Origin of the sequence: uncultured Desulfovibrio sp. (genome assembly GCF_902477725.1) — a bacterium.
GTDB lineage: Bacteria > Desulfobacterota > Desulfovibrionia > Desulfovibrionales > Desulfovibrionaceae > Desulfovibrio.
On record NZ_CABSIF010000005.1, the window covers coordinates 193222 to 212586 of the forward strand.

The window sequence follows — 19365 nt, forward strand, 5'->3', positions numbered from 1 at the left end:
GCCGCAAGCGGGCGATGGGGGGACGGTCAGATATGGAGGCCGGCAGCGTCCCGGCGTTCTTTCAAGCCTTCAAGTACAGCCGAGCTGACGCGCAAGCCCCCGTAGCCCTGGCCCAGACGGATAGTGGGCTTGTTTGATCCGTGATAGTCCGATCCGCCGGAAACGCCAAGGTCAAAACGCTTGGCCAGGGCCAGGCAGGTGCGCACATCGGCTTCGGAGTGTTCGCTGTGATAGGCCTCAATGGCGCTGAGCCCGTATTCCTTGAGGCGGGCCACCATGGAGTCCAGCCATCCTGCGGGGGCCTTCCAGAGCAGCGGATGCGCCAGGCATACCGTTGCCCCCATGGAGGCCAGCAACCGAACGCTTTCATCAGGTTCCAGCACGGTTTTGGGCAGATACGCCTTGCCCCGGCTGCCCAAAAATTCTTTGAAAACCTGCCGGGGATCCTTGGCAAAGCCCTTGTGCAGCATCACAGCAGCGATGTGTGGTCGCCCCACGCTCTCGCCCTTGGCCGCCGCCAGCACTTCTTCCATGCTGATGTCGTAGCCGAGATCCTGCAACTTTTTTACTATGCCCACATTGCGCTCTGCGCGCATTTCGCGCAGCCAGCGTAGTTTTTCCAGCAAAGGCTGGGGATTTTCCGGTAGCCACAGGCCAAGAATGTGCAGTTCGCCCAGTTCCGTGCCTGTCGAAATTTCGCAACCGCGCACAACCTCAATACCGAGCTCGCGCCCGGTCTGCTGCCCCTCATCAAGGCCAGACAGAGTGTCGTGGTCAGTGATTGCCACTGCGGCAAGGCCTGCGGCATGTGCCTTGCCCACAAGCTGGGCAGGTGTATCCGTACCGTCAGAAGCGGAGGAATGCGTGTGCAGATCAATGAATTTCATACTATCTTTCATGGGATAATTATTATACCGCAAAATGACAATATGGGGCAAGCCTTGAACTGGAAGACGCTTGGAGATAGAATACCCCCTCACGATTAACAGAAGGATTCTTTATGCCTATGGAAACCCGCGAGTTACTGCAAATTCTGGCTTGCCCCAAATGTCTGGGCAACCTTGTGGCGCTGGAAGACAACGGTTCAGTCGCCGCCTTTGCCTGCAAGGCCTGCGGCGTGGTCTATCCGGTGCGCGACAATATTCCCATCATGCTTGTGGAAGAAGCTATTCCTCTTGAAGACTGGAACAGGGAACACCCTGCTGCCAAGGAATGCGCCTGATGCGCCTGCTTGTTGCCTCCGACCTGCACGGGTCTGTTGAAAGTCTGCTTTTTTTGCTGGAAAAAGCGAGAGAGCTTACCCCTGACGCACTGGTGCTGCTGGGCGATCTGGTTTACCACGGCCCGCGCAATCCCCTGCCGCAGGGCTATGACACCCGCTCCGTGCTGCAAACCATGCCCGATCTTTCGGCCTTGCCCTGCCCGGTGATGGCAGTGCGCGGCAACTGCGATGCAGAGGTTGATCTGTGCCTTTTGCCCTTTGCAGTCGCAGAGTCCACCTGGATTGAAGCAGACGGCCTGAGTATTTTTGCCAGCCACGGGCACCACCTGCCCGAGCGCCCTCCCTGCCCCGGCATCAAGCCCGGAACGGTTCTCTTGCGCGGGCATACCCATGTGCCGCGCGGCGAAACCATTGATGGCCTGCACTTCTGGAACCCCGGTTCCCTTTCCCTGCCCAAGAGCGGCTCGCCCCGCACCTACGGCCTTATAGAAAACGGCGTCTTTTGCGTGCTGGACATGCAGGGCGGCGAAATATTGCGTCACGCTCCCGCACCGCGCTAATCAGGCTTTACCATGTCCTACAATATTGCCCCGTGCCCGGCTGCCGCCGATTCGTCCTCATTTTTGCGCCCGCTGTTCCGCATGGCCTCAGGCCTTGAACTGCTGCTGGCTTCGGCCTCGCCCCGCAGGCGGCAGTTTTTAAACGAATGGGGAATCCCCTTCCGTCTGGCCCTCACCAGTGCTGATGAACCTCGCCCGGAACTGGGTGAATCCCCGGAGGCGTATACCCGGCGCGCTGCTACTGCCAAGGCCTTGGCATCAGGGCATGCCGTTCGCCAGCAAGGTATCGCCTGTCAGGACTTGCGGCCGGTGATTCTGGCCGCAGATACCGTAGTGGCTGTGGACGGCGATATTCTTGGCAAGCCGGAAAACCCGGCTCATGCATTGCGCATGCTGGAGCGCCTCAACGGTCGCGGGCATGAAGTTATCAGCGCAGTGTGCCTGCTGCTGCCTGCCGATGCAGCCTTTAGCCCTGCACAAGCCTCAGGGTCTGCCAGCACCAATACTTGCCCCAATGTGGACGAATGCTGTGTCGATTCGTTTCGCATGCTGTCATTCAGCGACACCAGCCGTGTTTTCTTCCACTACTGGCCGCAGCCTTTGCTGCAAGCCTATCTGGATACCGGAGAGCCGCACGACAAAGCGGGCGCATATGCCATTCAGGGGCAAGGAGCGGTACTGGTTGAGCGCGTTGACGGCTCCTGGAGCACGGTAGTGGGCCTGCCTGTCACCCAGCTTGCCCAGGTCATGCTGGACAGGGGCCTCATGCTGCCCTGCGCCTGATAGATACACCCTTTCCACCATGACACAGCTGCCCCATTGGCTGTGTCATGGCTGTCTTCCCTACCAGAACTGCCTCACAACCAGCCCCCTTGCCCCAAACGAATCCGGAGAACCTTGTGCCCATAACGTTGTGGGGCCTGCTCCGCGCTGCCAGGTGAGTCACTGCCGCGAAGTCACGCTTGTGGTCGCATCCCGCTTTTTCCACTGCGCACTTAGTCACCGCAAACTTCGGGGGATAGTTCCCTTTCCCCAGCCTATTCGTTTTGAATGGCGGAGCGCACTTTTTGCCCTTTCCCCAATGGCTCTGAGAAAAATAAAAAAAAGTTTGTCGGTAATTGTGAATTATTTCTTCAATTGGTATGGCGTTCCAATCCGCACAGTCTGGTATCCTAGGTTGCCTTTTATGCCATTTTGTGAAAATATGCACAGGCATGACTGAAAGATCAATCAATTCCGGGCTCTTGACGCCTCTCTAAAATATTTTTAGTGCTGTACCATGGAATCATTTCACCTCTAGAAATTCTATGCAACACACAGGAGGGAGGATTTAATCATGTCCCAGGAAAGGATCACAACGCTGTTAAATGAGAACCGCAGCTATCTTCCACCTGAGCACGGCAAAACTTCTGCATGGGTATGTGGGCCAGAAGAATATGACGCTCTCTGCAGCCGCGCACTGGAAGACCCCAACGACTTTTGGGGTGCGCGAGCATCGCAGTTGATCCATTGGTTCAAACGCTGGGACAAAGTGCTGGAAGCAGATGAGGTAAACCATAAATACAAGTGGTTTACAGGCGGCAAACTTAATGCCTCCTTTAACTGTATCGACAGGCACCTCATCTCTGGGCGGCGCAACAAGGCCGCGCTTATCTGGCAGGGCGAAAAAGAAACAGACGTTCGCTGCTACACCTACCAGATGCTTTATACTGAAGTGTGCCGCGTTGCACATGCTTTGAGTTCGCTGCGCATCCGCAAGGGCGATCATGTGGCTTTGTACATGCCCATGATTCCGGAACTTTTTATCGCCATGCTCGCATGCGCCCGCATTGGCGCCATCCACACGGCCATCTTTTCCGGCTATGCGGAGGGCGGCGTTCGCAGCCGTATTCAGGGTTGCAAAGCTCGCGTTGTCATCACGGCGGACGCGGCGGTGCGCGGCGGCAAGTTCAAGCCCCTCAAGGCCAATCTTGACCCCATCCTTGAAAAGTGCCCCTCGGTGGCGCACGTGGTTGTGGTCAAGCATGCCGGTATTGACGGCGTGAACATGCAGCGCAACCGCGATGTGTGGTGGCATGACCTGATTGATGACTTTACCCTTAACCCGGACTTCCCCTGCGAACCCATGGACGCCAACGACACGCTCTTTCTGCTGCACACAAGCGGCAGCACGGGCAAGCCCACGGGCGTCATGCATTCCACGGGCGGCTACCTCACATATGCGGCGCACTCCACGCAGTGGTGCTTCGACATGCGCGACGATGATGTGTACTGGTGCACGGCAGATGCAGGCTGGATCACAGGCCACACCTATGGCGTGTACGGACCGCTTTCGCTTGGGGCCACCACGCTGATGTTTGAAGGCGTGCCCACATGGCCATACCCTGACCGCTACTGGCGCATTGTAGAGAACTTCCGGGTCAACATCTTCTATACCGCGCCCACGGTCATCCGCTCGCTCATGCGCATGAACGAGGCGTGGACAGAGCGCTACGACCTGCGCAGCCTGCGCATTCTCGGCAGCGTGGGCGAGCCCATCAACCCCGAGGCATGGCAGTGGTACCACAAGAACATCGGCGGCGGCGAGCTGCCCATCGTGGACACATGGTGGCAGACCGAAACCGGCGGCGCCATGATCGCTCCCATGCCCTATGCCACCAAGCTCAAGCCCGGGTCGGCCTCCAAGCCCCTGCCCGGCATTGACGCTGCGGTTATCGGCACAGCCTCGCGTGACGGGGACGAAGCCGAAGCGGGCAGCAAGGCCGGACATCTGGTCATCCGCCGCCCCTGGCCCGGCATGATGCAGGGCGTGTATAATGATGAGGAAAAGTACCAGTCCTACTTCTCACGCTTCGGCTGCTATTCGTCAGGAGATGCGGCAGAAGTTGATCAGGACGGCTACTTCTGGATTCTGGGTCGCGTGGACGACTCCATCAACGTGTCGGGGCACCGGCTCTCCACGGCAGAAATCGAAGCCGTGCTGGCTGCCTGCCCCGAAGTGGGAGAAGCCGCAGTTGTGCCCATGCCCCACGCCCTCAAGGGCGAAGGCATCTACGCCTACGTGGTTACGCGGGATGAAGTGCCGTGGAGCGCGCAACTGCGCGTAAAACTGCGCGATGCCGTGCGCCGCGACATCGGCGCGCTTGCCAGTCCGGAATTCATCCAGTTTGTGGACGCCATGCCCAAGACCACCTCGGGCAAGATCATCCGCCGTATGTTGCGCAAGATCGCTGGCGACAGCTACGAAGACATCGGCGACACCACTTCGCTGGCAGAACCGGAAGTCATCGGCAAGATAATTGAAGGACACCGCAACCTTGTTGCAGGCCGACACGAAACGGAAAGCGCCCCCGAAGGCGCTGCCGAGACCGCGCAGGTCTGATACTTCAGGTGCAGGGCTGCCCGGAGCGGCTTTGCACTCTAACCGGGGCGCACCCTCAACGTCCCGGCAAAACAGCACACCCCCGCAGATTGTGCCATCGCGGGGGTGTGCTGCTGTCTGAGATACAGTAAAGCCAGATTGGTAAAATGAGCCTGACCGCAGGATCACGCTGGTTATTGAGGTGTGCTCTGAACGCGGGCCCACAAAAGGAGGACGATCCGCGTCAGCCAGAGTGCCGCCAATCGCCAGTCAGACCAGGGCACTGCGGCGTGGCTCAAGGCTGACTACGAATTTACAGATTTCTCTGAGAGGTGCTGGCTACTTTGATGGTTCTTCCCGCCGGGGGGCGCCTCTCTGCGGGTCATGCGGGGCAGTACCTGCCGCCTGCACCGATTCATTCTGCGAAGGTTCACCCTGCATTGGTTCAGCGGGCGATTGCGCACCATCCGTCTTATCTGTTCCAGCCACAGCGCTCCAGCGCCCCAGCGTGTCACGCATCCACGCCCACACAGCCCGGCTTTCCTCTGGCATGCACATGGAGGCAAGACACAAGGCAATCACCAAAAGGGCAAGAGCCGCCAGCACCAGAGCCAGAGCCTGCGCCGCAAGGGCAAAAGCTGCCACAGCCACAAAGATCGTCAGCAGCCACTTGCCTGCAAATGCGGCGCAGCGCGCGCATGCAGCTCGCACACGTTCAACGCTAGCTTTCATCAAACAGCCTTACGCCGAACCCACACGTGGCGGCTGGCCATCAACACCCAGGCAAGGCCCGCCAGTAGATGCAGCGGTTTGGGCCCGGACAGGCCGGAAGCCAGGCACACCCCTGCCACGCCCAGCATGGCCCGAACTTCGAGTTTTCGCTGCGAAATGCCCAGGATATTTCTCTTGTCACCCCTGCTGCCTAAAGAAAAACCCTTGGTTGCAGATGCACTTTTGTCGCCGCCCTTGCTACGCCACTGCTCACACCGCTGGGCGCGTGCCGTGGCGCGCAGCTCGGCTGCGACCTCAGCCTGCGAGCGGGCCAGGATCGGTACGCTCAGTTCCAGCCGCTGGCACAGGCTGGCAAGGTCCACGCCGGGCTTCAGAAGCAGAAGCATGGAGGCAGCACCGGGCCGTACCTCAAGCACATCCTGCTCTTTACCAAGCGCTGCCTGCACGGAGCTGCGCACGGCAACCTCGCCCAGAGCCGGATGGCGCAGGCGCGCCCGCCCTTCCATACTATGTGCTACATATTGAGGAAACATGGCCTCTCCTTGTTGCAGGACTAAAGCCCTGATCTGTCATCAAATTTGAAAACGACTTTCTTTTCTCTTGACACAGAACCGTAATGAAGGCAAGGTTGTTTTGCGGATTACAGCAGGAGTCACAGCCCGTCCTGTTTATCCAGAATGGTCAAAAACCATTGAACAAATTTGCCACCAGCATCAAACATAGAGAGTGCACGCATGAGCCAGATTGTCAATCTGCGTCAGATGCAAGTAGGACAGCAGGGAAAGATTGCAGCCGTTGAAGCCCTCGGAGAAATGAACCGTCGCATCCGCGACATGGGTCTTATCCCCGGCACTACGGTTTCCATTGTAGGCCGCGCGCCCCTTAAGGACCCTGTAGCCTTGCGCCTTTCAGGCGTAACCATCTCCCTGCGCAACAGCGAGGCTGACTTTATCAAAGTTGACCTTTCCGGCGTGTCCAGCTAGCTTTTATCTAAGCATCATACCCTGAAAATCTGCCAGTTTTACCGTCCGGTCGCAAGTGAGCGATCGGACGGAAGCTGGACTATTATCTCGATTCGGCCATCTGCCGCATGCTGGAATCGCTGACCGAATCTGGACACACAAGAGCAAGGAGAAGGAAAATGAACGAAGGCATGAAGTGCGGATTGTGGTTTTTGGGCGGCGTTGCCCTGGGTGTGCTCGGCGCGGTGGCCGTAAGCAAGGGCAAGCTGGATTTCAAGCCCCTGGCCACTGACCTTTTGAGCCGCGGCATGGACGTGAAAGACGCCCTGCTGAGCAAGGTTGAAGCCATCAAGGAAGATGTGGAAGACCTCACCGCCGAGGCCCGCCTTGCCGCTGAAAAGCGCAAGACCTCCAAAGACGCCACCGAGGCCTAATCACGCAGTTGTTTGCAGCGCCTTTTCGACGCTGAAGCTGCCAGTGCCGCTCGAGCATTCGGGCGGCACGCAAACTCTCCATCCCCCCGTATATGCAGGGGATCGTTCAGGACAGTGCGGCCCAGGCCGCCTCGCTTCAAGGAGCGCGCATGCGTTTTTTTATTGTTCATGAATTGCGTGGCATCACAACGCCTGAATCCGGCAGAATGCGCGTGCGCGCATCAAGCTGCCTCGGCGAAGGTCGTATTGAGGCTCTGGCCGGCGCCCTGGAATCGCTCGAGGGCATCACCGAAGTGCGCGCCAATGCCCTGATCGGCAGCCTGCTGATTTTTTATGACAACGAAGAAACGCGCGTCACGGCTCTCACCCTGCTGGTGGGTGCGGCTGATGCAGGCGCTCAGTTTGATATTCAGGGGCAGCACTACGAAAACGCGCTTTCGCCCGGTCAGGGGCTTATGCCCTTGGTGCGCTACGTTTTTGTGCGCCCCTTTTTGCCGCTGGCCCTGCGCGTATTCAACAGCGTCATGGGCGCGCTGCCCTTTTTGTTCAAAGGTCTGGGCGCGCTTTTGCGCGGCACCCTGAGCGTTGACGTTCTGGACGCTGCCGCCATTGGCGCATCGCTCATCATGGGCGACTTCCGCACGGTCAGCATGCTTACCCTGCTGCTGGGACTGGGCGAGACCCTTGAAGACTGGACAAGACGCCGCTCCATGGCTTCGCTGACCGAAAGCCTTGCCCTGAACGTGGAAAACGTCTGGCTGCTGGTGGACGGCACTGAAGTTTCCGTTCCTCTGGCGCAGGTGCGCGAGGGCGACCTTGTGGTTGTGCATGCTGGCGGCTCCATCCCTGTTGACGGCGAGGTTGAGGAAGGCTGCGGCCTTGTGAACCAGTCGTCCATGACAGGCGAACCCCTTGGCGTGCGCCGCACAGAAGGGGCTTCTGTATACGCTGGCACAGCCCTTGAAGAAGGACGGCTTGTGATTCGCGCCCGCCATGTGGGCGATGGCACACGCCTGCGTCAGGTTGTAAAATTTATTGAAGAGTCTGAATCGCTCAAGGCGGGCGTGCAGGGCAAGTTTGAACGCCTGGCTGATCTGGCCGTACCCTTTACCTTTGGCCTTGCCGGGCTTGTGTGGCTGATCACCCGTGATTTCCGCCGTGCATCTTCAGTGCTGCTGGTGGACTACTCGTGCGCCCTCAAGCTTGCCACGCCACTGGCGGTGCTGGCCTCCATGCGCGAAGGCGCGCGCCACGGCATTGCCATCAAGGGCGGCCGCTATCTTGAGGCCCTGAGCGAAGCTGATACGCTGGTCTTTGACAAAACTGGCACCCTCACCCAGGCCAGCCCCAAGGTTGTGGAGGTCATCCCGGCCCCTGGCTTTGAACGGGACGAAGTGCTGCGCATCATGGCCTGCCTTGAAGAACATTTTCCCCACCCTGTGGCCCGCGCCGTTGTGCGCAAGGCAGAGGAAGAAGACCTGCAACACGCAGAGGAACACGCCCATGTGGAATACGTGGTGGCGCACGGCGTTGCCTCCACCCTGCACGGCAAAAAAATGCGGGTGGGCAGCCGCCACTACATTGAGCACGATGAAGGCGTTGATCTTTCGCCCCTTGCGGAAGCTATCGGCCAGCAGACCGAGCTTGGCCGTTCCCTGCTGTTCATGAGCGAGGATGGGCGGGCTGCTGGCCTGGTGTCCATTGAAGACCCCCTGCGGCCCGAAGCGGCACAAGTGGTTGAAGCCATGCGCGGCCTTGGCATGCGCCGGGTGCTCATGCTGACAGGCGATGACGAGCGCACGGCCAGAGCCGTGGCTGCACAGGTGGGCATTACGGAATTTCGCGCTCAGGTGCTACCCACTGACAAAGCCCGCATTGTGCAGGAACTGGCGGCAGAAGGCTGCAAGGTGCTCATGGTGGGCGACGGCATCAACGATGCCCCTGCCCTGTCAGCGGCGCATGTGGGCGTTGCCATGAGCGATGGCACGGATCTGGCCCGCGAAGTTGCCAACGTGCTGCTGACCCATCCCAGCCTTGAAGGGCTGGTCAGCGCCCGCCTGTTGGGTAATCATACCCTGCGCCGCATCCACGGAAACTTTGTGGCCACAATGACCCTCAACAGCCTGTTCCTGATGGGCGGCCTGTTCATGGTGCTTGGGCCGGGCGTTTCTGCCCTGCTGCATAACCTGACCACCCTTGGTGTTGCCCTTAACGCCATGCGCCCCCACCTGCCGAAAAGCCTGCCTGGCGAGGAGCTCCATTATGAACGCCATCCATCTGCTTAGGTATGTGCGCAGTTTTGTGGACGGCAGGGTGCGCATACGTCACCCCGCCCTGCGGCATGAAAGCGTTCTGCGGCTGGCCCGCGAGAAAATGAGCGCCATCAGCGGTGTGCATGCCGTGGAAGGCAACAGTGTCAGCGGCTCCATACTGATTACGTATGACAGCACGGCAATCCCCCGCGAAAAGCTTTTTGCCATTGGCGAAGCCTGGGCGCGGTATCTTGATGCCGTCAACGCAGGCAAAGACAGCACTGTTCCGCAATTCTGAAAACAAACCCCGCAGGGCAAAGCCTTGCGGGGTTTGTTGCATATGACGGGGCAAACCCCAAACATTTTAAGTCATTTTTATGCAAGGCCCTTTTTCACCAGCCATTCTTCAAACCGGGCGAGGTGGGCCGCAAAACTTTTACGGCCATAGCCTATGCGGAAATACGGTTCCTTGATGCCGTATACCGAACCCGGCAGCAGCAAAACCCCGGCTTCATGAGCCAGCCTTTCGCAAAAATCCGCCACAGGCTCGCTGAGCCGTATGCGAGGAAAGCCAATGGGGCCAGCCTGAGGGCGGTTGTAGGTAAACATGTGGGCATGGCGGGCAAAAAAAGCGTCTGCCGTCTTGAGGTTCTCGCTGATAATGCCCCGGTTTTTTGCCAGCAGATGCTCCCCATGCCGCAGAGCCACAAGGGCCAACGCTTCTGAAGGCGTTGCCCCGCAAATACTCAGATAGTTTTTGTAGCGCGCAACACCTTCCATCAGTGCGCTGTCCCGGCAGGCCAGCCAGCCAACGCGCAAACCTGGCAGACCATAGGCCTTGCTGAGCACACCGAGTGAAATACCCTTTTCGTACACATCTGCGATCCAGGGTGCGTTGTCGCCTGCCTGCTGCGCCCCGGGAGCGCCCTCTGCACCGACGCTTGGCGCGTTCCAGCCCAATCCCCGGTAAACTTCATCGCAGAAAATCCAGGCTCCACGCTGACGGGCCAGCTCGCACAACCTGTCGGTCTGTTCCCGGTTCAGGGTAAAGCCCGTGGGATTGTTCGGCGTATTGAGCACAATGGCCTTGGTGTCGGGCCGCAGCAGTGCGGCCAGTTCATCCATATCTCCCTGCCAGCCCTGCTCCGTCTGCCGTAGATGCCAGAAGTCCACATGGCAACCCGTGCTCCGGGCCACCTCATACAAGGACTGATAGGCGGGGAACATGCACACCACATGGTCGCCCGGCTCAAGCAGGGTGTTCATGCAGGCAAAAATGCCCTCCTGCGCGCCGGTAAACAGCACCACGTTTTCTTCTCGCATACCCGCGTACAGCCCTGCCACCGCGCGGCGAAGATCGGGCCTGCCGTTGTTTTCGCCATAGCCAAGGCTGGTGTTCAAAAAATCCTGCCGGGCTGAGGCCGCATCCGGCTCCAATCCCAGCAGGGCATCAATACTCATGGCCTCGCAGTCTGACTGCGCCAGAAGATATGGTGTGGAAAATTCGTATTTGCCAAAAAACACTTCTAGCTCAAATGCTGGAATACGCATGGTCTGCACCCAAATCCGGCCCATATCCGGCCCGTGTCTGCCCTGTGCCCGGCGGCGTTTCCACAGGGAACGCCCTGCCCGCTACTCAAGGCTGGTTGTATAAAAACAGTAACGTCTCTTGCCAAGGCGCTTTGCCGTATACATGGCCAGATCGCCCCGCCGCACCAGATCTTCGCGCGAAAGTCCCTGATCCTCAACTAGCGCAACGCCAATGCTGGCCGAAAGCCCCTGATACGCCTCGTGCGCGTCATACGCTTCAATCATGGAGGTCAGCAGATCGCTGGCGCAGGTGCACAGGCTTTCTTCCGTACACCCTTCGGGAAAGTAGGCGGCAAACTCATCCCCGCCCAAGCGGGCGATCACCGCCCCCCGCAGGTGTTTGCGCAGCAACTGGGCTGTCAGCACCAGGGCTTTGTCGCCCGTATAGTGGCCGTATCTGTCGTTGACATACTTGAAGTTGTCCAGATCCACATAGGCAAGCCCCGCACCCAAGGGCAAGGTAACAGGTATCTGCCTGAAAAAATAATGACGATTGAAAAGGCCCGTCAGTTCATCCGTATTGGCCCGCTCTTTCAGCCGCTTTTCAATCTGCCTTTGCCGGGTAACATCCCGGTAGATACAGATCATGCCGATCACATTGTTGAAGATGTCGAGGATATTCTCCTCGTACATATCAATAATGCGCTCGTGTCCATCCACGGCTGACCGCATTTTGACGTGCTTGCCGTTGCGGATAAAGCCCAGGCGCTCAATGGCCCTCTTACGAAAAACCTCGCGCTTTTCGCCGATGATGTACTCCGTATCGGTGATGCCAAAAAGCTTTTTGAACCGCGCGTTAAAATTGACAATACGCCTGTCCGCATCCAGAAGCATGACCGCATATGGGATACTTTGCAAAACAAGGTCAAGCTCCGCAGTCATGTTGGCAATGTCGGTCACATCGCGGGCAATGCCCACGGTTCCCATAACGCTGCCGTCGACATTGAACAGGGGAGCCTTACGCGTCTTGAATTGGCGCATGCCCTGCGGGGCTTTGACCACCTCGTCAAAAACCCCCACCTCGCGTGAGTTCATGACGATCTGATCCGTCTCAAGACAGACAAATTCACCCTGCGCGTATTCCTCCGGCTCCAGATCCCATATGAAATAATGCCCGCGCCCCTCAACAACCTCGCGGCTTTTGCCCACAAGACGGCAAAAGGCTTCGTTCACCTTTACGTGCGCGCCCTTGGCATCCTTGAACCACACGAGGTCTGTGGTCAGGTCAATGACGGTGTTCAGGTGCAGGGTTGCGAGGTCATGATCCCGGTGCTGGCGCACGGCATCGAGCAGACGCGCCACGTGAAAGTCCCACAAAGTGCTGCTTGCGGGGCCAAGCCATACATCATCAAGCAGCGGCAGATATTCTGCCCCAGGCTGGGCCTCGCCCGCAAAGATGAAAAGGGCGCTCGATCTGGCAGCGCGGCGCATGGCGGGCAGATACTCAAGCCGGGGAGCGTCCAGCAACACAATGTCGGCCCCGGCGCATTGGGCCTGAGCGTCAGTCTCTGGATCATGATCGGCAGTAATTATATGGGCAAAACCGGGACGCGGCGCGGCAGCGCGCAACGAAGCCTCCAGCAAAGGGGCAGAACTGAACAGCAGAATGTGCAGCGTGTGGTGGTACATGACATTCCTCGCTGGATCGTCAGGTAGGGGGAATGCCCATATCCTTTCTTAAATGCAGGCAAAGGGCAATGGGGCTGCACAGAAAACTTAGGGCTTGACTATGAATTCCTTATTCTGCTGCGCCACGGAGCGACGCCGTGTTTTGCGCCAGAGGTTGAAGCGACGGCTCAGGCGGTCAAGGCACAGATAGACCACTGGGGTCGTGTAGAGCGTCAGCAACTGGCTGACCAGCAGACCGCCCACAATGGTGACTCCCAGGGGCTGACGGATTTCCGCGCCATCGCCGTGCCCAAGAGCCAGGGGTACGGCGCCCAGGATGGCCGCCGCCGTGGTCATCATGATAGGACGGAAGCGCAGCATGCAGGCCTCAAAAATCGCTTTATCCGGCGGCAGATTGCGTGTGCGTGAAGCCTCCAGGGCAAAATCGATCATCATGATGGCGTTCTTTTTGACAATGCCGCAGAGCAGCAACACGCCGATAAGCGCAATGACGCTGAACTCCATGCCGCAGGCCATCAAGGCCAGCAAGGCCCCGCCGCCCGCCGAAGGCAAAGTTGAAAGAATCGTCAGCGGATGGATGAGGCTTTCATAAAGCATACCCAGCACAATATACAGCGCGGCCAATGCCGCCAGCACCAGCACAACCTGATTGCCCGCGGTATCGCTGAACATTTTTGCCGTGCCCTGAAAACCGCTCACCACAGAAGACGGCATGGCAAGTTCCGCCTTGATGGCAGCCAGAGCCTCCTGCGCCTGCGAAAGCGACACGCCGGATGCAAGGTTGAAAGAGATGGTCACTGCGGCAAACTGCCCCTGATGCGCCACAGAAAGGGGCGCAAAAGCGGGAACCACCGTGGCGACGCTGAGCAACGGCACAAGGCCGTTGGCGCCCGGCAGGCGCACCTTGCCAAGGGCATCGGCACCGGCCAGCCAGTCCGGCCCGTATTCCAGCACTACATGATACTGGTTTTTATCCTGATAAATGGTCGATGCCTGACTTTGCCCAAAGGCATTGCCAAGGGCGGCGTCCACGTCCTTCATGCTCAGGCCGTAACGGGCCAGGGCATCACGATCCACCTTGACCAGAGTTTCAAGCCCGCGTTCTTCGATATCGCTGTCCACATCCTTGAACAGCGGGTTGGCGGCCACAGCCCTTTGCAGCTTGCGGCCCCACGTGCGCAGGTCTTCCAGGTTGTCCGCCTGCAAGGTGTACTGATATTGCGAGCGCGCACCACGACCGCCCATCATGATGTCCTGCGCGGGCTGCAAAAAAATCTGCATGCCCGGCTCGGAGACAAGCTTGCCGCGCAGCCGCCCGATTACAGCCATGGCGTCGAGTTTGCGTTCCGAAAGAGGTTTCAGGGCGATAAATACCCCGCCGCCCCCCCCGCGCCCACTGTTAATGTTGCCCGACACATGCTGCACCGCCGGGTCTGCCCTGATAACATCTACAAGTTTGCGCAGCTTTGCCTGCGAAGCCTGAAACGAAGAACTCTGGTCAGTACGTATGCCGCCCATGATGACGCCCGTATCTTGCTGCGGAAAAAAGCCTTTTGGCACAACAACATACATCCACACGTTGGCGGCAATCACCACCAGCAACGAGCAGATGGTCAGGCGCGGGTGCCGCAGCACCACGGGCAGGGTGTTGGCATAACCGCGCTGCATGCCAGAAAGCAGCCGCCCCCAAAAATTGCCCACACGGGCCAGCAGACGCCACCACAGGCCCGCAAGCCCACCCGCGCCCAGGCGGGCGGCCTGCGCGGCGGCGGCATCCTCATGTGCCATGGGCCGCAAGAGCATGGCGCTCATCATGGGTGTGGTGGTCAGCGAAACCACCATCGAAACCAGCACCGCCGTGGTGAGGACCACAGAAAATTCGCGGAACAGACGCCCTACAAGCCCGCCCATAAACAATATGGGCGTAAATACCGCCACCAGAGAAATGGAAATGGACACAACGGTAAAGCCCACCTCGCGCGCTCCGCGCAAGGCAGCACGCATGGGAGTTTCCCCCATTTCGAGGCGTCGCACGATATTTTCGAGCACCACAATGGCGTCGTCCACCACAAACCCGGTAGAAACAGTCAGGGCCATGAGCGAAAGATTATCCAGGCTATAGCCGCACAGATACATGACGCCAAAAGTCGCCAGCAAGGACACGGGAGCCGCTACCGCAGGAATGGCCGTGGCTCTGCCGTTGCGCAAAAACAAAAAAGTTACCAGCACCACCAGCGCCATAGAAAGCGCCAGACTTTTTTCCACCTCGTGTAACGAGGCACGGATGGTCAGCGAGCGGTCGAGCCTCTGGCCCAGGTCGGCGCTTTCGGGCAACCACGAACGCAACTGCGGCAGCATTTCCTTTACCTGATCAACGGTTTCAATGATGTTGGCCCCCGGCGCACGAAACACAATCAGCAGCACCGCCGGTTTGCCGTCCGAAACAGCCATGGCGCGCACGTCTTCCGGGCCGTCCTTGATCTCTGCCACATCCGAGAGGCGTATGATTTTGTCTGCCCTGCGGGCAACAATAAGCGGTTTATAGTCTTCCGCCTTGCGCAGCTGGTCGCTTGCGCCAATCAGCCAGTACTGCCCGCCGTTGTCCACCTGTCCCTTGGGCATAAAGGCATTGGCCGCCGCAAGAGCCGTGCGCACGTCGCTCATGGTCAGGCCTGCCCGGTTGAGGGCATCGGGGATGACGTCCACGCGCACTGCGGGCAGCGCGCCGCCGCCCACAATAACCTCGCCCACGCCCGGCAGTTGCGAAATCTTTTGCGCCAGCACAGTTGAGGCCGCATCGTACAGCTGGGTGCGGGTCAACACATCAGACGAAATGGCCAGAATCATGATGGGCGCGCCAGCCGGGTTCACCTTGCGATAGGTGGGGTTGGAGGGCATGGTGGGCAGATTTGAACGGGCGGCGTTGATGGACGACTGCACGTCTCTGGCCGCGCCGTCAATATTGCGGTCAAGATCGAACTGCAGCACAACCTCAGTGCTGGAAAGAGAGCTGGTGGATGTCATTTCCGACACGCCAGCAATACGGCCAAGGGAACGTTCCAACGGTGTGGCAACCGTGGCGGCCATGGTTTCCGGCCCTGCGCCGGGCAGCTTTGCACGCACCACAACAACAGGAAAATCCACCTGCGGCAGGGGAGCCACAGGCAAAAGACCAAAAGCCACTATGCCCGCAAGGGCAATGGCAAAGGTCAATAAGGCCGTAGCGACAGGGCGCCGGATGAACGGCGCGGAAAGGTTGGCTGGCAGTGCCTCAGGGCCAAAACGATGCCTGCGGCCCTGCTCCAGCAGGGCTTTGAGCCTGCTCGCACGGCCAGGGCGGGTAGATGCCTCCGGCCTAATCGGAGTGACGGCATTGTCGGCCTGTTCAGCAGCACGGCCTTGCAGAGGCGGATTTTCCGCGTCTTGCCGCTCTGTACTCATGGCCGTGCCTCTTGCGGGGGATCGCTCCGGGCTGCGGTTCCTTCCTGCCCTGCCCCGCTGTCTTCCTTATGGCCCTTGAAGCGGCGGCTCACGCGGTCAAACCACAGATAGATAACAGGCGTTGTGAACAAGGTGAGCGCCTGGCTGAAAATAAGCCCGCCCACCATGGTCACGCCCAGAGGACGCCGCAGTTCCGCGCCCATGCCCCAGCCGACCATGAGGGGCAATGCGCCCAGCAGGGCCGCCATTGTGGTCATGAGGATGGGCCGCAGCCGCAGCAGGCAGGCCTGACGAATGGCGGCAAGAGGTTCCTTGCCTTCGTTGCGTTCCGCATCCAGGGCAAAGTCGATCATCATGATGGCGTTTTTCTTGACGATGCCGATAAGCAGGATGATGCCGATTATGCCCACCACGCCAAGATCCATATCTGCCAGTATCAAGGCCAGCAATGCCCCCACGCCCGCAGACGGCAAGGTGGAAAGAATGGTGACGGGGTGAACGTAACTTTCGTACAGCACGCCCAGCACGATATACATGGTGATGATAGCGGCCAGAATAAGCCAGACCTGATTGTCCGTAGACGTGGTGAAGGCCTTGGCAGCGCCCTGCAACTGGGTGCGCAGGGCCGCAGGCAGTTCCAGTTCTTTTTCGGTTTCTTCCACGGCCTTGACCGCCGCACCCAGCGAAGAGCCGCGCGCCACGTTGAAAGAAATGGTCGCCACCGGGAACTGCCCCTGACGCGCAACGGAAAGCCGCACGGGGCGCTCCTCAAGCGTTGCCAGGCTTGTGAGCGGCACGGGTTTGCCATCGCCGCCCGAAACATAGATGTTTTCAATGGACTGCGGCCCCATACGGAAACGGGGGGCGGTTTCAAGCACCACCTTGTACTGGTTGGTTTGCGTGAAAATGGTTGAAATAAGCCGCTGCCCAAGGGCATCGTACAGGGCGTTGTCAATGGTCGACATGCTTATGCCAAGGCGGCCGGCGGCGTCACGGTTAATGTTCAGCCATGCCATGCGGCCCGGATTCTGATAGTCGCTGGTGACCATTTCAAGCTCTGGACGCTGGGAAAGGGCGTTCACAACACGCGGCAGCCACTGATCCAGCTGATCCCTGTCCAGCGCTTCTATTGAAAACTGGTACTGGGTGCGCGAAATGCGGTCTTCTATGGTCAGATCCTGCACCGGCTGCAAGTACAGGGTCATACCGGGCAGAGCGGTGGATTTTTCCATAATGCGGCGCGCAATGGCAGGCGCGCGGGCATCGCGGTCTTCCAGCGGCTTCAGTTCCACCGAAAGGCGCGAAGTTCCCATGCTCTGGTTGACGCCGTCCACGCCCACAAAAAACACCACGCTCTTAACCGCAGGGTCTTGCAGTATGAGGTCGGCCAACTGGCGTTGCCGCCCGGCCATGGCCTCAAAGGACGTATCCTGCGGCGCTTCGGCCATCCCCTGGATGACGCCCGTATCCTGCACGGGGAAAAAGCCCTTGGGTACGCCAATGTACAGCAGAACCGTGAGCACCAGCGTTCCCACCGCCACCGCCAGAGTCAGGCTCTGGTGTTGCAGTACCCAGTCGAGTTTTTCTTCATACCAGGCCAGCAGACGAGTAAAAAACCTGCCGTCTTCCCGCTGCGCATGACTTCCGTCATGCTGCTCTGGCCGCAGCATGATGGCGCAGAGCATGGGCGTGAGCGTGAGCGAAATAACCGCAGAAATAAGAATGGTCACGGCCAGCGTTACCGCAAATTCGCGGAACAGCCGCCCCACCACATCCCCCATGAACAGCAGGGGAATAAGCACCGCCACCAGCGAAATGGTCAGCGAAATAATGGTAAAACCTATCTGCCCTGCCCCGGTCAGGGCGGCTTGCACGGGTTTTTGCCCCTGCTCCAGATAGCGCGAGATATTTTCAATCACCACGATGGCGTCATCCACCACAAAGCCGGTGGCGATAACCAGAGCCATGAGCGTGAGATTGTTCAGCGAGTACCCGGCAAGATGCATGACGCCGAGAGTGCCCACCAGCGAAAGCGGCACAGCCAGAGCGGGAATAATGGTCGCTCTGGCATTGCGCAAAAACAGCCAGATTACCCAGATCACCAGCGCCACAGCCAGCAGCAGTTCAAGCTGCACGTCGTGCACCGTGGCGCGGATGGTGGTGGTACGGTCTGTAACTACGCGCACGTCCACATTGCCGGGCAAGGTCTGTTTGAGCACGGGCAGAAGCCGCAAAACCCTGTCCGCAACGTCTATGACGTTGGCTCCTGGCTGGCGTTGCACCGAGAGCACGATGGCAGGCCGAAAGTTCATGCCCTCCCCTGCCACATAGGCTGCAAGACGGGCGTTTTCCGCGCCCTCCACCACCTCGGCTACATCGCGCAGACGCAGGGGGCCGCCGTCCTTGTAACCGATTATGGCTTCGGCATAGGCATCGGCAGAGGCAAGCTGATCGTTGGCATCAATGGTGCTGGCCCGTTCCGGCCCGTCAAAGCTGCCCTTGGCATTGTTGACGTTGGCCTTGGAAATGGCCGTGCGCACGTCAGCCAGGGTAAGGCCCGCATTGGCAAGCGCCTTGGGGTTCACCTGCACCCGCACAGCTGGGCGCTGCCCCCCCGAAAGCGTCACAAGGCCCACGCCGGGCAACTGCGAAATTTTCTGGGCCATGCGTGTGTCCACCAGGTCTTCCAGCCGGGTGAGGGGCATGGCGTCGCTGGTGACGGCAAGGGTGATAACCGGGGGGTCTGCCGGGTTGACCTTGTTGTAAATGGGCGGCGAAGGCAGGTCACTGGGCAGCAAATTGTTTGCAGCGTTGATGGCCGCCTGCACTTCCTGCTCGGCCACATCCAGCGCCAGCGTGAGGTCGAATTGCAGGGTCACCACCGAGGCACCGGCGGAGGAAAGGGAACTCATCTGCACAAGGCCGGGCATGAGGCCAAACTGGCGCTCAAGGGGAGCCGTGATGACAGCGGCCATAACATCAGGCGATGCGCCAGGATAGAGCGTCTGGACCTGAATGGTGGGGTAATCTATCTGCGGCAGGGCCGCCACCGGCAGATAGCGGTAACCCAGCAGCCCTGAAAGAAACAGGGCCACCATAAGCAGCGAGGTGGCGATGGGCCGTAAAATGAATATGCGCGATAGGTTCATATGGCGGATGCTCCCCCTTCAGGAAGGGGTGGA

Annotated in this window: 15 protein-coding genes; 8 read left to right on the top strand and 7 right to left on the bottom strand. The window is 59.2% G+C overall.

Translation table 11 applies throughout. The annotated features are described in order from the left end of the window. Window positions 1–26: 26 nt before the first annotated feature. Window positions 27–887, bottom strand: a complete 861-nt coding sequence (locus RDK48_RS06145; protein WP_298996490.1) for a PHP domain-containing protein — start codon at window positions 885–887, stop codon at window positions 27–29. Between the two features lie 113 nt (window positions 888–1000). Between RDK48_RS06145 and RDK48_RS06150 the strand changes: the two genes are divergently transcribed. The 4 genes from RDK48_RS06150 (at window position 1001) to acs (ending at window position 5164) form a co-directional block, all read left to right on the top strand. Beyond that, window positions 1001–1222, top strand: coding sequence for a Trm112 family protein (locus RDK48_RS06150; RefSeq protein ID WP_022658140.1), 222 nt, complete (start codon window positions 1001–1003; stop codon window positions 1220–1222). Further along, on the top strand, window positions 1222–1782 hold the full coding sequence (yfcE, locus tag RDK48_RS06155; protein ID WP_298996487.1) for a phosphodiesterase: 561 nt from the start codon (window positions 1222–1224) through the stop codon (window positions 1780–1782). Before RDK48_RS06150 ends, yfcE begins: the two co-directional genes overlap by 1 nt. 12 nt (window positions 1783–1794) lie before the next feature. After that, window positions 1795–2565, top strand: a complete 771-nt coding sequence (locus RDK48_RS06160) for a Maf family nucleotide pyrophosphatase (protein WP_298996484.1) — start codon at window positions 1795–1797, stop codon at window positions 2563–2565. A 553-nt stretch (window positions 2566–3118) separates the two neighbouring features. Beyond that, window positions 3119–5164, top strand: coding sequence for an acetate--CoA ligase (gene acs / locus RDK48_RS06165; RefSeq protein WP_291446271.1), 2046 nt, complete (start codon window positions 3119–3121; stop codon window positions 5162–5164). Window positions 5165–5482: 318 nt separating this feature from the next. Here acs and RDK48_RS06170 read toward each other — a convergent pair whose 3' ends face one another. After that, window positions 5483–5875, bottom strand: a complete 393-nt coding sequence (locus RDK48_RS06170) for a hypothetical protein (protein ID WP_298996479.1) — start codon at window positions 5873–5875, stop codon at window positions 5483–5485. Then, complete coding sequence (locus RDK48_RS06175; RefSeq protein ID WP_298996477.1) at window positions 5875–6408, bottom strand: hypothetical protein; 534 nt, start codon at window positions 6406–6408, stop codon at window positions 5875–5877. Before RDK48_RS06175 ends, RDK48_RS06170 begins: the two co-directional genes overlap by 1 nt. Window positions 6409–6609: 201 nt before the next feature. Here RDK48_RS06175 and RDK48_RS06180 point away from each other — a divergent pair, with 201 nt between their 5' ends. The 4 genes from RDK48_RS06180 to RDK48_RS06195 all read left to right on the top strand — a co-directional run bounded on the left by RDK48_RS06180 (window position 6610) and on the right by RDK48_RS06195 (window position 9821). Continuing rightward, a complete protein-coding gene (locus RDK48_RS06180; protein ID WP_240824083.1) occupies window positions 6610–6858 on the top strand; it encodes a FeoA family protein in 249 nt (82 codons plus the stop codon). 158 nt (window positions 6859–7016) lie between these two features. Next, window positions 7017–7271, top strand: a complete 255-nt coding sequence (locus tag RDK48_RS06185) for a hypothetical protein (RefSeq protein WP_298996472.1) — start codon at window positions 7017–7019, stop codon at window positions 7269–7271. A gap of 149 nt (window positions 7272–7420) precedes the next feature. After that, window positions 7421–9556: a heavy metal translocating P-type ATPase gene (locus tag RDK48_RS06190; protein ID WP_298996471.1), complete on the top strand. Its 2136-nt coding sequence runs from the start codon at window positions 7421–7423 to the stop codon at window positions 9554–9556. Further along, on the top strand, window positions 9534–9821 hold the full coding sequence (locus tag RDK48_RS06195) for an HMA2 domain-containing protein (protein ID WP_298996470.1): 288 nt from the start codon (window positions 9534–9536) through the stop codon (window positions 9819–9821). The genes RDK48_RS06190 and RDK48_RS06195 overlap by 23 nt, the downstream gene beginning before the upstream one ends. Window positions 9822–9898: 77 nt before the next feature. On the opposite strand, the gene RDK48_RS06200 is transcribed toward RDK48_RS06195, so the two are convergent. The 4 genes from RDK48_RS06200 to RDK48_RS06215 form a co-directional block, all read right to left on the bottom strand. Then, a complete protein-coding gene (locus RDK48_RS06200) occupies window positions 9899–11074 on the bottom strand; it encodes an aminotransferase class I/II-fold pyridoxal phosphate-dependent enzyme (protein WP_298996469.1) in 1176 nt (391 codons plus the stop codon). Window positions 11075–11155: 81 nt separating this feature from the next. Beyond that, window positions 11156–12742 carry a sensor domain-containing diguanylate cyclase gene (locus tag RDK48_RS06205; RefSeq protein WP_298996467.1) on the bottom strand — a complete coding sequence of 529 codons (1587 nt, stop codon included), beginning with the start codon at window positions 12740–12742 and terminating at the stop codon, window positions 11156–11158. A gap of 87 nt (window positions 12743–12829) precedes the next feature. Further along, window positions 12830–16183: an efflux RND transporter permease subunit gene (locus RDK48_RS06210; RefSeq protein ID WP_298996465.1), complete on the bottom strand. Its 3354-nt coding sequence runs from the start codon at window positions 16181–16183 to the stop codon at window positions 12830–12832. Next, complete coding sequence (locus RDK48_RS06215; RefSeq protein WP_298996463.1) at window positions 16180–19332, bottom strand: MdtB/MuxB family multidrug efflux RND transporter permease subunit; 3153 nt, start codon at window positions 19330–19332, stop codon at window positions 16180–16182. The genes RDK48_RS06210 and RDK48_RS06215 overlap by 4 nt, the downstream gene beginning before the upstream one ends. Between the last annotated feature and the right edge of the window lie 33 nt (window positions 19333–19365).

Bases quoted from the DNA above. Each gene is read 5' to 3' on its own strand.
- RDK48_RS06145 (WP_298996490.1), bottom strand. From the start codon at position 887: ATGAAATTCATTGATCTGCACACGCATTCCTCCGCTTCTGACGGTACG.
- RDK48_RS06150 (WP_022658140.1), top strand. From the start codon at position 1,001: ATGCCTATGGAAACCCGCGAGTTACTGCAAATTCTGGCTTGCCCCAAA.
- yfcE (WP_298996487.1), top strand. From the start codon at position 1,222: ATGCGCCTGCTTGTTGCCTCCGACCTGCACGGGTCTGTTGAAAGTCTG.
- RDK48_RS06160 (WP_298996484.1), top strand. From the start codon at position 1,795: ATGTCCTACAATATTGCCCCGTGCCCGGCTGCCGCCGATTCGTCCTCA.
- acs (WP_291446271.1), top strand. From the start codon at position 3,119: ATGTCCCAGGAAAGGATCACAACGCTGTTAAATGAGAACCGCAGCTAT.
- RDK48_RS06170 (WP_298996479.1), bottom strand. From the start codon at position 5,875: ATGAAAGCTAGCGTTGAACGTGTGCGAGCTGCATGCGCGCGCTGCGCC.
- RDK48_RS06175 (WP_298996477.1), bottom strand. From the start codon at position 6,408: ATGTTTCCTCAATATGTAGCACATAGTATGGAAGGGCGGGCGCGCCTG.
- RDK48_RS06180 (WP_240824083.1), top strand. From the start codon at position 6,610: ATGAGCCAGATTGTCAATCTGCGTCAGATGCAAGTAGGACAGCAGGGA.
- RDK48_RS06185 (WP_298996472.1), top strand. From the start codon at position 7,017: ATGAACGAAGGCATGAAGTGCGGATTGTGGTTTTTGGGCGGCGTTGCC.
- RDK48_RS06190 (WP_298996471.1), top strand. From the start codon at position 7,421: ATGCGTTTTTTTATTGTTCATGAATTGCGTGGCATCACAACGCCTGAA.
- RDK48_RS06195 (WP_298996470.1), top strand. From the start codon at position 9,534: ATGAACGCCATCCATCTGCTTAGGTATGTGCGCAGTTTTGTGGACGGC.
- RDK48_RS06200 (WP_298996469.1), bottom strand. From the start codon at position 11,074: ATGCGTATTCCAGCATTTGAGCTAGAAGTGTTTTTTGGCAAATACGAA.
- RDK48_RS06205 (WP_298996467.1), bottom strand. From the start codon at position 12,742: ATGTACCACCACACGCTGCACATTCTGCTGTTCAGTTCTGCCCCTTTG.
- RDK48_RS06210 (WP_298996465.1), bottom strand. From the start codon at position 16,183: ATGAGTACAGAGCGGCAAGACGCGGAAAATCCGCCTCTGCAAGGCCGT.
- RDK48_RS06215 (WP_298996463.1), bottom strand. From the start codon at position 19,332: ATGAACCTATCGCGCATATTCATTTTACGGCCCATCGCCACCTCGCTG.